The organism is Pseudanabaena minima str. Chao 2107, assembly GCF_051131155.1.
In the GTDB taxonomy this organism is placed as follows: Bacteria; Cyanobacteriota; Cyanobacteriia; order Pseudanabaenales; family Pseudanabaenaceae; genus Pseudanabaena; species Pseudanabaena minima.
On sequence record NZ_CP159508.1, the window covers coordinates 3,922,026 to 3,935,247 of the forward strand.

The 13,222-nt window shown below is 42.3% G+C and carries 10 protein-coding genes; 5 read left to right on the forward strand and 5 right to left on the reverse strand.

The annotated features are described in order from the left end of the window. Positions 1 to 20: 20 nt before the first annotated feature. Positions 21 to 845, reverse strand: a complete 825-nt coding sequence (locus tag ABM313_RS17910) for a Uma2 family endonuclease (RefSeq protein WP_434684517.1) — start codon at positions 843 to 845, stop codon at positions 21 to 23. A gap of 273 nt (positions 846 to 1,118) precedes the next feature. Between ABM313_RS17910 and ABM313_RS17915 the strand changes: the two genes are divergently transcribed. From ABM313_RS17915 to ABM313_RS17925, 3 genes are read left to right on the forward strand one after another with little or no spacing between them, the layout of a single operon-like run. Next, on the forward strand, positions 1,119 to 2,561 hold the full coding sequence (locus tag ABM313_RS17915; protein ID WP_434688514.1) for a serine/threonine protein kinase: 1,443 nt from the start codon (positions 1,119 to 1,121) through the stop codon (positions 2,559 to 2,561). 19 nt (positions 2,562 to 2,580) lie between these two features. Continuing rightward, on the forward strand, positions 2,581 to 4,086 hold the full coding sequence (locus ABM313_RS17920) for a serine/threonine protein kinase (RefSeq protein WP_434684518.1): 1,506 nt from the start codon (positions 2,581 to 2,583) through the stop codon (positions 4,084 to 4,086). Continuing rightward, positions 4,086 to 5,015: an endonuclease/exonuclease/phosphatase family protein gene (locus ABM313_RS17925; RefSeq protein WP_434684519.1), complete on the forward strand. Its 930-nt coding sequence runs from the start codon at positions 4,086 to 4,088 to the stop codon at positions 5,013 to 5,015. Before ABM313_RS17920 ends, ABM313_RS17925 begins: the two co-directional genes overlap by 1 nt. A gap of 26 nt (positions 5,016 to 5,041) precedes the next feature. Here the strand turns inward: ABM313_RS17925 and ABM313_RS17930 are convergent, their stop codons facing one another. The 3 genes from ABM313_RS17930 to ABM313_RS17940 form a co-directional block, all read right to left on the reverse strand. Next, positions 5,042 to 5,884 (reverse strand): C39 family peptidase, encoded by an 843-nt coding sequence (locus ABM313_RS17930; protein WP_434684520.1) that lies wholly within the window; start codon positions 5,882 to 5,884, stop codon positions 5,042 to 5,044. A 146-nt stretch (positions 5,885 to 6,030) separates the two neighbouring features. Beyond that, positions 6,031 to 6,672: an HAD family hydrolase gene (locus ABM313_RS17935; RefSeq protein ID WP_434684521.1), complete on the reverse strand. Its 642-nt coding sequence runs from the start codon at positions 6,670 to 6,672 to the stop codon at positions 6,031 to 6,033. A 124-nt stretch (positions 6,673 to 6,796) separates the two neighbouring features. Further along, positions 6,797 to 7,300: an endonuclease V gene (locus ABM313_RS17940; protein ID WP_434684522.1), complete on the reverse strand. Its 504-nt coding sequence runs from the start codon at positions 7,298 to 7,300 to the stop codon at positions 6,797 to 6,799. 181 nt (positions 7,301 to 7,481) lie between these two features. Here ABM313_RS17940 and ABM313_RS17945 point away from each other — a divergent pair, with 181 nt between their 5' ends. Both ABM313_RS17945 and ABM313_RS17950 read left to right on the forward strand, forming a co-directional pair. Continuing rightward, a complete protein-coding gene (locus ABM313_RS17945; RefSeq protein WP_434684523.1) occupies positions 7,482 to 7,730 on the forward strand; it encodes a DUF433 domain-containing protein in 249 nt (82 codons plus the stop codon). Between the two features lie 187 nt (positions 7,731 to 7,917). Then, on the forward strand, positions 7,918 to 10,764 hold the full coding sequence (locus ABM313_RS17950) for a leucine-rich repeat domain-containing protein (RefSeq protein ID WP_434684524.1): 2,847 nt from the start codon (positions 7,918 to 7,920) through the stop codon (positions 10,762 to 10,764). Between the two features lie 234 nt (positions 10,765 to 10,998). Here ABM313_RS17950 and ABM313_RS17955 read toward each other — a convergent pair whose 3' ends face one another. After that, on the reverse strand, positions 10,999 to 12,723 hold the full coding sequence (locus tag ABM313_RS17955; protein WP_434684525.1) for a ShlB/FhaC/HecB family hemolysin secretion/activation protein: 1,725 nt from the start codon (positions 12,721 to 12,723) through the stop codon (positions 10,999 to 11,001). Between the last annotated feature and the right edge of the window lie 499 nt (positions 12,724 to 13,222).

Here is a 13,222-nt window from a genome sequence, read left to right on the forward strand (position 1 = left end):
CGTTGCTTAGCAACATTTTTTTATTCGGGGTCAATTCCCGCAGCAAGTAGTTGTGCCAGAAGGCGATCGGCACGTTGACGTTCTTGTTCAGCACGTTGATGCTCCTGCTCAGCACGTTGACGTTCTTGTTCAGCACGTTGATGCTCCTGCTCAGCACGTTGATATTCTTTGGTAGCCCTTTGACCTTCGATCTCAGCACGTTCTGAGCCTGTGATTAACAAGTTACCTTGGGCATCCCACCAACGCAGCCAAGGTAATTCTAGATTTTGATAAAGTCCCTGCCAAATACCAATTTCTACACCAAGTTGCTCAATTGGATAATGTCCACGGGCATTAGCTGTTACTAATTCAAATCTATTCTCGACCAGTCGATATAGCTCGACACTGGCAGTTTGGACTTCGTAAATGCCATAAAAAGCGGGACGAATTACCTGCTCATAGATAAAAAATTTGCCAGTCCAAGGAGTTTTATCTCTTTCTTCTTTGCCACTACCAGAGACAAATTCTAAAATAATTAGCGGCGCAATAAACTCTTGCCACAATACATAGGATCTGCGTGGAATGCCATTTAACAACGGCGGTACATTTGGCACATAAAACCAGTCAGGAGCTTCTGCGCCTTTTTCAGGAGGCTCAGTGATCCGCCAGTAAATACCACTATCTTGCCCGATCGCATATTGCCCGTCAGGATGAATTTGTTGTAATACAGGTTCCAGTGAGTCAGTGAGGAGAATACTTTGGGGATGTTCTTGAAAATTCTTCACAAATGTACCATCAGACTCTGGCAGTTGGGTATGATCGGGCAGTACAACGGGATCTATGGATGGATCGATTGTGAAAGTCATGACTTTCTACCTCAATGGCATTGTGTTTATATTATAAGATGATCAAAAATATTGCTAAGTATTTTTGTCAAAGTAAAAAATGCTGTAATCACCACTAAGAAACCATCTAAGAATTGCTTTCTGCGGTTAACGCCTTCAAGAGATCCCCCTCAATCCCCCTTGTAAAGGGGGAATAATTTAATTCTCTCCCCTTTACAAGGGGGGCTGGGGGGATCTAGACAATCCTTAAAAAGGTTCTAAGTCTCCTCAATTGTCTGAGCAAAGTATATGACTATCCTTCAGCCTCAAGAGATTGTTAATCAACGTTATCAGCTAGAGCGTCAACTTGGGCAAAATGCAGGTCGTGAGACTTGGCTTGCCAAAGATTTACAGAAAGAGAATGAACTAGTGGTAGTCAAGTTATTGGCTTTTGGAGGTAATGTCCAATGGGAAGATTTGAAACTATTTGAGCGGGAAGCCAATGTACTCAAAGCACTAAATCATCCACGTATTCCCAAATATCGCGATTACTTTTCGATAGACGATCGCTCTCTGTGGTTTGGATTGGTACAGGAATATATTCAAGGGGATTCTTTGCGTGAACACATTGTTAGAGGACATAAATTTACTGAATCACAGGTTAAGAAAATAGCGATCGCGGTTTTAGAAATCCTGATCTATCTCCATGAACTTAGTCCTCAAGTTCTCCATCGCGATATTAAGCCTAGTAATTTGATCTTGACTAAAAGTGAAGGAGAAACTCCAAATGTTTACTTGGTAGATTTTGGCGCAGTACAAGACAGAGCAAGCGCCGAAGGCAAATCCTTTACTGTCGTGGGAACCTATGGCTATGCGCCAATGGAGCAATATGGTGGTAGAGCGGTTGCGGCTTCTGATCTCTATGCGTTAGGAGCAACGCTGATTTATTTGTTGACGGGGATCTCACCTGCGGATCTGCCGCAGGATGACGAAGCGCGGATACTTTTTCGCGATCGCACCAGTGCTAGTCCTGACTTTGTGGAATGGATTCAGACCTTAGTAGAACCATTACTAAAAAAACGTTATGCATCGGCTCAAATGGCTTTAGAAGCGCTAGTTCACCCTAAACCCAAAAGGCAATCGAGAGCCGAGCAGGTTGTGCCAATTATTCAATCAGCTAAGGTAAAAGCCACTAGAAACTATGCTCCAGAAAACACCAACATTCAAGTTGAAGAATCAGAACATTATCTTCAGATTTTAGTCCCCAATAAGACGCTATCAGCAATTTTGTTGGTAGGAATGATATCGTTAATCACTTTGTTCTTTGGTACAACATTAGTTCCCTACTTGCTTATCACAAGACCTAGTCCCATAATTGTTGTAATTCTATTAACAATTGTCGGACTGATCTTGAACAAGCTTTTAAAACTTCTCACCACATCTAAGTTTGAAATTAATGGGCAAGAAGTCATCTTAAGTCGCTACATATTTGGTAAATGCTATTGGCGTGACCAACAGGCTTGCAATAGTTCCATTTACGTTGAGCCAAAATGGATCATGATGCGAAACAGATATAACAATAATCTGTTTGGCTGGTTGGTGTGGTTAAGTAGTGAGAAAAATGATGATAACTCGCTCAAGTCCAATGTCAAAATACATATCCAAGATGAGACTTATTTAATATCTGCCAATGAGATGCGACCAACTGAAGTGATGTGGCTAATGGAAGTGATTACTAGTTTTAGAAACAATCGTTAGTTAATATGAGATATCTTTTATGACTATCCTTCAGCCTCAAGAGATCGTTAATCAACGTTATCAGCTAGAGCGTCAACTTGGACAAAATGCAGGTCGTGAGACTTGGCTAGCCAAAGATTTGCAGAAAGAGAATGAACTAGTGGTGGTCAAGTTATTAGCTTTTGGAGGTAGTGTCCAATGGGAAGATTTGAAACTATTTGAGCGGGAAGCTAATGTTCTCAAACAGTTAAATCATCCACGTATTCCCAAATATCGCGATTACTTTTCGATTGACGATCGCTCTCTGTGGTTTGGATTGGTACAGGAATATATTCAAGGGGATTCTTTGCGCGAACATATTGCTAGAGGACATAAATTTACTGAATCACAGGTTAAGAAAATTGCGATCGCGGTTTTAGAAATCCTGATCTATCTCCATGAACTCAGTCCTCAAGTTCTCCATCGCGATATTAAGCCTAGCAACTTAATTTTGATTGGAGATGAAGCAGAGGAACAAAATATTTATCTGGTGGATTTTGGGGCTGTGCAAGATAAAGCATCGGCTGAAGGTAAGTCTTTCACCGTTGTGGGAACCTATGGCTATGCGCCGATGGAACAATATGGAGGCAGAGCGGTTGCAGCTTCTGATCTCTATGCATTAGGGGCAACACTGATTTTTTTGCTGACGGGGGTATCACCTGCGGATTTACCACAGGATGACGATACTCGGATACTTTTTCGAGATCGCACCAGTGCCAGTTCCCATTTTGTGCAATGGATTCAAACCTTGGTGGAACCAACTGTCAAGAAACGCTATGCTTCTGCTAGAGTCACTTTACAATCTCTATCTGAATCCGTCCAAGTTTTTATTCCTCAGAGTAAGCCCACTCCATTAGAACCGATAAAGCAATCTAGTCCTGCCAAATCTAAGCAATTTCCCAGTTATGTTCGCCATTCTTTTCCTCCAGATAACTCTGACATTCAAGTTTCAACTTCTGAAACTTGCCTCAAGATTACAATTCCCCCTAAAATTTTGATTGCAGTCTTTATGTGGGTATTCTTAGGGTTAATCATTGTCTTCGCTCATCCTGTTTTGGGAGATATTTGGAGCAATGTTTCTATGTATTATCTCAACTCTTTTGGTTTCTATGCCATATTTGGGTTATTGGTAATGATATTTGGTGGATTGACGCTTCGATTTACCATAGATTTATTAGAAACAGTAACTCTAAAAATAACTAAAACAGAAACTTTATTTGAGAAGTTGCTATTTGGGAGAACTTCTTGGCAAATTAAACTGCCAACCACCGAATTTCAAGGAACGGAACCAAAATGGCGAATGATTGAGAAACGTAATAGTGGAATTGTGGATAATCTGATTTGGCTAAGTAGCGAGCATAACGAAGACAATTCCATAAAAGTAAATGTACTTTTGTGGTTGAATGGAGTTAAATATCCTTTAGCAAATAATGATATTAGATCAACAGAAGTTAGTTGGTTAATTGATGTAATTGAGGAGTTCTTATATTATATTAAGAGAAATTAATGCAGCGATCACTTTTTAAACACTTTAAATACTTTCATATCGTTTGGCTTTGTGGCATAGCGATCGCAGGTTGCTCTAATCCCTTTGCTACAGCCAATGTACCTGACCAAGTACGAATTGGAACTTTCAATCTAGGTAATTTTGATGGAGCCAATACTCCCAAACTAGAAGCTGTAAGCCAGATTATTGAACGTAATTTTGATGCGATCGGCTTACAAGAAGTTAGTCCATTGGGAGCCGAAAAACTCAAGGAGCAGTTGAATAAAGGTAAACAATGGGAATTTGTGTTAGGAGATACGGGCAGTAAACAAAGGGTGGCTTTGTTCTATCGCAAAGACTTGATTTCTGCTCAAAAGGTGACGGAATGGCAAAAGGTGAATATCACAGGGACTTTGCGATCGCCGCTGGTGACCTTTGTGAAAACAGGCGCAAATTTTGACTTCACCTTAGTGGTTGTGCATCAAAAGGGAGGTGGTGGCAAAGATGCGGATCGCTTAAGACAAAATCAAAGCGATCGCCTGCGCCAAGAAGTAGATAACTATCAACAGAATCCGCAATCTGATCCCGATTTAATTTTAGTGGGTGATTTTAATAGTCCGACTTGGGCTGAGCAAAATCGGGGCTTAAGGGATGCGCCACTGACTTTTTTGACTAGAGCGATCGAAACTGACCAGAAAGAGAACTGCTTAAAAAAACGTGGGCAACCTAAAACTAGCGATGGTCGTCCGCGCTATTCTAATCGCGGCACTGGTTGCGTCATCGATCATATTGCGATTTCCAAAGCTCCTCAAGGCGCAGAAGCAGAATACATTTCTCAATCAGTACAGATTCTCGATCCGCAAAAAGATTTGGGTTTTGATAGCGATCGCACCTATTTTGCAAAAGTATCCGATCATTTTCCCGTAAGAGCCATCTTTCGCAGTAAATAAAAAAGCGGCGCTTTGCGCCGCTTTTTTTATAGCCCTGAAGGTAAACCCGTTGGCTTGCCCTTAATGCTAGTGACAATCCTGCCCCAGCCTGCTTCACCGCCACCATCCCAAAAAATTTGCTGCATGACATCATAACCATAGGGATCGTAAGCGCCGCCAACACCAACGTCATAACTATCGCTAGCGCCATGACGAGTGCCGTAAGGATCATGCACAAGCCAAACTTTTTTGACAGGATCATGCCCGACGATTACGCAAATATGACCGCTCCCTTTGTAGGCAAATCCCACAACTACAGGGATATTCGCTTTAAGTGAAAGCAATACATCTTTAGCTGAGAGAGAATAGCTGAAGTAAGAGTTAATGCCGAGTTCTTTTAAAGCCCATGTTTGAGCGTCATGATCGGTGGTATCGCCAAACTTACCTACCAATCGCATATAAACTGACTCTGGCTCTGGAAATCCCTGTGCTTTTGCCATCGTTGTTAAGGCTCCATTTAGCACAAAGTCAGCTAGCATCGTATTACTAGTCGTGTTGCACTGTCGCCAACCAGGACCAAAAATTGCTTGATCGTTGTCTAGTTGTGAACAATATTTAACTGGTAGCTTGATGAGTTGATTGACATCTTCCCCTTCAACTTTGACATGAGGATCGTAGGCATAGACCTTTTGAAGTTGGGATTTGCCATCTAGTGCTGGAAAGGGTGAGGCTAGAGTCAGTAAAAGGTGTTGATTGCGATCAGGGCTATATTCAGTAACAAAAAATGTTTGCCCTTTTTTGATGAAAATTTTCTCTGAATCGGCTAAATCTGTTGAGCCAAGCAGTTTCTTTTTGAGAAAAGTATCCGCTTCAGCGATCGCTTTGGGCATAGAACAACCTCGGAATAAATGCGATAACGCTATAAATCATCGCATATCGTCATCTATAAATTCAAGAGAGAGTGGCGGCGCGAAGCGCTGCCACTCTCTCTTAGGTTTTTAAAGCACAAAATGGCTACGCCATTTTGTGCTTTGATTTAGCATAAATATTGGGCTATCTCCTTAGGAGAGTTAGCGAGCAAATCGACACCATGCAGTTTTAGCTCCTCTTCAGTGCCATAACCATAGGTAACGCCGATCGCTAAGAGCTGATTTTTCTTTGCCCCGATCGCATCATGGGAGCGATCGCCTACCATTACTGTTTTGGTTGGATTTAGATTTTCAGTGAGCAGAATATGCTGAATTAGCTCTGCTTTGTCACTGCGAGTGCCATCTAATTCACTGCCATAGATGCCATCAAATAGAGAAGTCAGATCAAAATGCTCAATAATCCGCTTGGCAAAGACATGGGGCTTAGATGTGGCAATGTAGGTTTGATAACCTGCGGCGCGAATTAATTTTAAAGTCTCAGGGATTTGGGGATAGAGCGAATTTTCAAATAAGCCTACTGTGGCAAAGCGATCGCGATAAAAGCCAATGGCGCGATCGCTTAACTCTTTATCAGTAGTTTGTAGCAACTTCGCGAAACTAACGGTCAATGGGGGACCAATACACCAGAGGAGTTCCTCTGTTTCTGGTGACTCGTAACCAAGTTGATTGAGAGCATATTGAATACAGGTAGTAATCCCAATTTTGGGATCGGTCAAAGTTCCATCAAGATCGAATAATACTGTATCCATAGGCTGTCATTTTATCAAATTATTGCTACAAGAATCGATTGGCGGCGCTCCACGCCGCCAATCGATTTTTGGGTTTGAGTGCAAAGCGCTGTATGTCCTCGTAAACTTGGCGACAGCTATATTGCTATAAATACGAATCTCGGCAAAGTCTATCTACTGCTTTTAGTATTGTTGGTAAGCGATGATTGCCATGCATTTTTTGAATGCAACCTCTTGCTTCGGATTCATCGATACCGATCGCAGTTACAAATAATGGGCGATTACTATCATTTCTCAAAACTTCCGTTTTTGAAGGAATATCTTGAAAGCGACTTTTAGCTACGCCGATGATGGCTACTTGCGCGTTAAGTGCATTGTATAAATGCAATCCTAAGCCTGCTTTTTGATGGCGATCGAGATAGACATATCCGTCGATAATTATAATTTTGGGAAGCTGTGGAAGTTGTTCTAAAAGTAGCAAAATAATTGGTAGTTCGCGTTTGTAGAACTCTCCTGGTTGATACTCCTCGACCTGATTAGTTTGAGCGATAAATGTGTTGGCGGGGACATGATCTTCCCAATCATTAAAGGCAATTCCTGCTGCTACAGCCTTTCCCTCTCGATAATCCACATCAACCGCAAGTATCATGTTGCTATACCTTCTGGACTCTAATCTCCCATGAAGTAAGTTTAATACTCAAATGCCTAATCAGTCGCCTATATTATCGTCTAAATTTAAGTAAGCCTGCGATCGCCTATCTAAAAAATCTTGTAAAATGTCACTGATAAGGTGATGCGGATCTACTAAACTTGTTTTGAATGGAAAAATGATGAACCGACAAAAACTGTTAGCTCGAATTTCCATAAATCCAAATATTTGTTTTGGTAAACCTTGCATTCGAGGTCATCGGATTTGGGTTTCTTTGATTCTTGATTTTTTAGCAAGTGGCATGACGATCGCTGAATTAATTGAAGAGTATCCCCAATTACAAGTGGATGATATTTATGCTTGTATTGCCTATGGTGCGGAAATGTCGCGGGATCGATATATTGATATTCCTTTGGAGCAGTCTGCGTGAAGCTGAAGTTAGATGAAAATTTGGGCGATGATCGGTGGTTTAGAGCGTGAGGATATAACTGGTAAGCTTTGGATAGTGCAACGCGGACGTATTCGCATTCATCAGCCTCTTTCTGATGATGATTAAGCTTTTTAACAAGAAAAATTTTTTTCCTTTTTCCTTTTTCCTTATGAATAATGCAGAGTTATTGGCAATAATTGCACAAGCAGAACGAGAGGGCTGGACGGAACTCGATCTGTCGGGGAACGATCTGGAAGGATTGCCCAGCGCAATTGGACGGTTGCAAAGTCTGGAAAAGTTGATTTTAGGTAAGTTTGATAATAAAGAAAGAAAACGCAAAGGAAATCGTTTAACGGCTATTCCACAAGAGATTTTTCAATTAACCAATCTCAAAGAACTTCATATTCCATACAACCAAATTACGGCGATACCAGACGCGATCGCCAACTTAGCCAATCTGACTACGCTTTACCTCTCTAGCAACCAAATCACGGCGATACCAGACTCGTTATCCAACTTAGCCAATCTGACTACGCTTTACCTCTCTAGCAACCAAATCACGGCGATACCAGACTCGTTATCCAACTTAGCCAATCTGACTTCGCTTTCCCTCAATAGAAACCAAATCACGGCAATACCAGACTCGTTTTCCAACTTAGCCAATCTGACTTCGCTTTCCCTCTATGAAAACCAAATTACGACGATACCAGATGCGATCGCCCAATTATCAAATCTGACTTCGCTTGACCTCTCTTACAACCAAATCGCGGCGATACCAGACTCGTTCTCCAACTTAGCCAATCTGACTTCGCTTTCCCTCAATAGAAACCAAATCACGGCAATACCAGACTCGTTTTCCAACTTAGCCAATCTGACTTCGCTTTCCCTCTATGAAAACCAAATTACGACGATACCAGATGCGATCGCCCAATTATCAAATCTGACTACGCTTAACCTCTATGGCAACCAAATTAAGGCGATACCAGACGCGATCGCCAACTTAGCCAATCTGACGGAGCTTCGCCTCTATAGCAACCAAATTAAGGCGATACCAGACGCGATTACCCAATTAGCAAATCTGACGGTGCTTGCCCTCGGTAGGAACCAGATCAAGATGATACCAGAGGCGATTGCCCAATTAGCAAATCTAACGGGGCTCTACCTCCATACCAACCAAATCACGGCGATACCAGACGCGATCTCCCAATTAGCAAATCTGACTACGCTTAACCTTTCTCGCAACCAAATCACGGCGATACCAGACGCGATCTCCCAATTAGCAAATCTGACTTCGCTTAACCTTTCTCGCAACCAAATCACGGCGATACCAGACGCGATCTCCCAATTAGCAAATCTGACTTCGCTTGACCTCAGTAATAATCCATTACCAATTCCGCCAGAGATTTTAGAAGATACTGAAAACCCTGCGGCGATAATTGGGTACTGGCAGAAATTGAAACAGAGCGAACGGAAGCCACTGAATGAAGCAAAAGTGATCTTAATCGGACATGGCGCAGTCGGCAAAACCTCACTGGTGCGGCAATTGATCGATCGCAACTTCAAACCCGATGAAATCAAAACCGAAGGCATTGATATCAGGGCTTGGCAAATAAAAGCTCGTGAAGAAAACGTCAAACTTAGAGTTTGGGACTTTGGCGGACAGGAAATCATGCACGCCACCCATCAGTTCTTTTTGACCGAGCGTAGCCTCTATCTCTTAGTACTCAATGCCCGCAAAGACGAAGGCAATAACGATGTCGAATATTGGCTGAAAATTATTGAAAGCTTCGGCAAAGATGCCCCCGTCCTGATTATTGCCAACAAAAGCGACGAACATCCCCTCAAACTCAACCGCCGCCATCTACAAGAGAAATATCCCAACATTCAAGGCTTCTTTGAAACCTCCTGCAAAACAGGGTTAGGTATTGACGAGCTTCGCAAGGCGATCGCCCAACAAATCGCCGCAATGGATCATGTGTTTAATGAACTACCCCAGCAATGGTTTCGCCTCAAAGAACAAATCGAACAGGACAACCGCGACCATATCAGCTATACCGAATACGAATGTATTTGCAATGATCAAGAAATTAGTGATCGCCAAGAACGCCGCGACCTAATTCGCCTCCTGCACCTGCTGGGCATTGTTCTCAACTTCGCCGAAGATACCAGACTCCAAGACACCAGCGTGCTCAATCCCGAATGGGTCACAGGCGGCGTATATCGCATTCTCAATGACAATCAACTCATCACCAAACATAAGGGAATGCTGAACTGGCAAGACCTCACTCGCATTCTCACACCCAAAAATAAAGGCGATCGCAATTGTTATCAAGAAAACCGCGATCGGCAATTCATTCTCGACATGATGCAAAAATTCGAGCTATGTTTTCTCCTTGATGCTAATTCTCAAAAGCCCATTTACCTAATTCCTGAACTCCTTGACGAAGAAGAACCCGATACAGGCAATTGGGACAACACTCTCAATCTGGAATATCACTACAAAATTCTATTTAGCAGTGTCATTTCCCGCTTCATTGTCAAAATGCACCACCGCATCTCTAAACGCACCTACTGGCGCACAGGCGTAATTCTCACATTCCCCGAAGGCAATCGCGCCTACATCAAAGCCGATCTCGCCGATGCCAAGATCTTCATCCGCATCGATGGCAACCCTAACACCCGCCGATCTTCCCTCGCCGCCATTCGCAACACCTTTGATAATATTCATCACAGTATCTCCGCCCTAGAAGTCGATGAGTGCGTTCCCTTACCTGATAATCCTAAAGTTACAGTTCCTTACGATCACTTATGCGATCTTGAACGTGAAGGTATCCTAAGCTTTATTCCTTACGGCACACGTAAATCCTACGAGGTGCGATCGCTATTAGATGGTATCGAAGAAAGGCGATCGCGCCATGAGAAAACTGAAAGCCGAGGCGACACTTATCACTTCTACGCAGAAACAGGACAAGTAATTACTGGCAATGTAAAACCCGCAGGAAACAATATTGGAACTCAGAACAATAACCTCTAGCAGGAATCAAAGAACATACCACCCCCCAACTTTTGAAGAAAGATTAAGGGGGGTAAAAGCAGTAATTTATGCTAAACAAGAGACTTCTCAAACACACTCTAATTTAACGTGAGTTCGATATAGCCATTTGCGGCGTGCTTCGCACGCCGCAAATGGCGGAAAATGGTAAGAATCGCTTAGCGATTCTTACCATTTTCCGCTTTCGTCGAACTGACGTTAATTTAAACTGAGTCCTCAAAACAGGTAATTGAGGCTGAAATATAGTGATGACTCTTGCAAATTAGAGCCGCGATCGCTGAGATTCACAAATGGAATCGCAAAATCTAGACGTAAGTTGAGCCGCTTAATTGGCTCGAATATAATTCCTAAACCGCCACCTGCTAAAAAATTTTGATTGGGCAGCACATTGAGATTTCTAGAGTTGTTCCAGACTGAGCCGAGATCGATAAAAGGAGCTAACTGGAGCATTGTACGACCTTCCTCATTTCGCGCCACTACAAATCGGCTCTCCAAGGAAAAACGGATGCCATTATCACCCGATCGCACATTTTGACGGAAGCCACGCAAGGATTGACCACCACCAATCACAAACTGCTGCGATGGTAGAAGTGGATCGGCTGAGAGTTGAGTATCTAGCGATCCAATCAAAATTGTGTCAGCACCAAGAACCTGAACTCGTTGAATCTGTCCTAACCAACTTAGAAAAGCTGCGCTAGGAGAAGTAACGAAAGTCGCACCAAATAGACCTGTACCAAGACTAAACTGCGATCGCAATGACCAAACCCCTTCGGTATCACGGCTGGTATAGTCTTGCCCAAACTTAAATACACTGGTGCGGCTAGTGCCATCGGCTTCGGGTCCAATCCCAAATGGCACGGCAAGGTCGTTAAATAGGAAAGTCTGACCTCTTTGATATTCATAGCCTAGAGACAGCGCAAATTCTTCGCGGGGATTGCGAATTATGGGCTGGCGATATGTAGCAGAGTAAACTTCGTTGTTGCCACGAATATTGAAGACATCGAATGGGGACTGGGTAATGCGATAGTTGCTGGGTGCAAATCGAAGTGAGACAGTTCCATTCATCGGGTTGACGGGAATGCTAAAACCAAAATCGTATTGATTAGAGCCGCCTGTCGTAGTTCTATAATAATTGGCAGTAAAGACATCTCCCGCCCCAAAGAGATTGCGGTAACTGAGTCCTGCTCCCATGCGCTCAGAGCCAACCGCAGGTGGAGAGAAGTTATCAAAACTAACCGATCCTGCCAGTTGATTGGCTTCCACAACTTTGATCGTGAGTATGCTCAAGCCAGATTGACTACCTGCTTTGAGGCTAGCATCTACACTTGTAAAATTGGGGTCAGCACGCAGGAGGCGCAGTTGATCTTCGAGGTTATTGGTGTTGAGAGGAGTACCAAGTCCTAGCTCAGCGCGCGATCGCACGTAGTCAGGATTAAGAGAAGTAACACCTAAAATATCGATTCTTTCGATTTTTCCTTCTAATACCTGAATCTTAGCAAGACCATTAACAGCGCTTTGAGGTGTATATATGGCTTGAGAGGTGACATAGCCGTTACTAACGTAAAGTTGTGTAATGGCGTTGGCTACTGCTGTTAATTGATCTTCTGTAACGGTCTTTCCTTCAAGAGGTTTGATAATCGGATCGAGTTTTTCAGAATCGAAAACAGTATTGCCAATAACTTCAACTTTTTTAATGGAAATTGTTTGAGGCGCTTGACTTTGGACAATTTGAGAAAGATCAGGATTATGGGAAGTAGCAAAGTCTAATTCTTTTGTGGGAGTAGAACTGATTGATCGTGAGGGTGTTGATTCTGAAGAAATAGAATTAGCATTAACTTCTAATTGACAAACTGTTACTAATAATGCAAGCGCAGAAATGCTTAATATTAATTTGGAATATTTGTTTCTTTTAACTTTTAGGCTTATATTTATTATGCTCATAATTATCATTTTCCTTCTAAAGTTGCAGATTGTAGCATATACAAATCTATAAATTTATAGTTGTCGCCATTTGTACTAGGACAAATCAAAACCCAGAAGACGAGTTGCGGCGCTTTGCGCCGCAACTCGTCTTCTGGGTTTGTGTCATAACAAGACTGGCGACAACTATACAAACTCATACATAATTAGTTAAGGTTATGGCTTATGTGTTGTCCCTGAACTCAAGTCAGTCATCATATTTACCTAATTGGTGACTAACTTGAGTACAATAATGCATCCTACATTTAATTAAGCTTTCTTCCTTAGGAAGTGAGAGAAAATGAATAAAAATTGGCATTATTTAGTAAAGGCAATTTATGAATTACCTTTATGTTTTCCTTCTTCGTAAGCACTAATATTAACTAAATATTTAGCTACGTAACTTAAGCAAAAATCAATTTTATTAATGATATAGCAGTCCTATATCATTTGTGGATTTTTTTGGTTTGTGGAAGGACAC

Excerpts from the sequence above, each read along its gene's own strand:
- ABM313_RS17910 (WP_434684517.1), bottom strand. The coding sequence starts at position 845 with ATGACTTTCACAATCGATCCATCCATAGATCCCGTTGTACTGCCCGAT.
- ABM313_RS17920 (WP_434684518.1), top strand. The coding sequence starts at position 2,581 with ATGACTATCCTTCAGCCTCAAGAGATCGTTAATCAACGTTATCAGCTA.
- ABM313_RS17925 (WP_434684519.1), top strand. The coding sequence starts at position 4,086 with ATGCAGCGATCACTTTTTAAACACTTTAAATACTTTCATATCGTTTGG.
- ABM313_RS17930 (WP_434684520.1), bottom strand. The coding sequence starts at position 5,884 with ATGCCCAAAGCGATCGCTGAAGCGGATACTTTTCTCAAAAAGAAACTG.
- ABM313_RS17935 (WP_434684521.1), bottom strand. The coding sequence starts at position 6,672 with ATGGATACAGTATTATTCGATCTTGATGGAACTTTGACCGATCCCAAA.
- ABM313_RS17940 (WP_434684522.1), bottom strand. The coding sequence starts at position 7,300 with ATGATACTTGCGGTTGATGTGGATTATCGAGAGGGAAAGGCTGTAGCA.
- ABM313_RS17945 (WP_434684523.1), top strand. The coding sequence starts at position 7,482 with ATGAACCGACAAAAACTGTTAGCTCGAATTTCCATAAATCCAAATATT.
- ABM313_RS17955 (WP_434684525.1), bottom strand. The coding sequence starts at position 12,723 with ATGAGCATAATAAATATAAGCCTAAAAGTTAAAAGAAACAAATATTCC.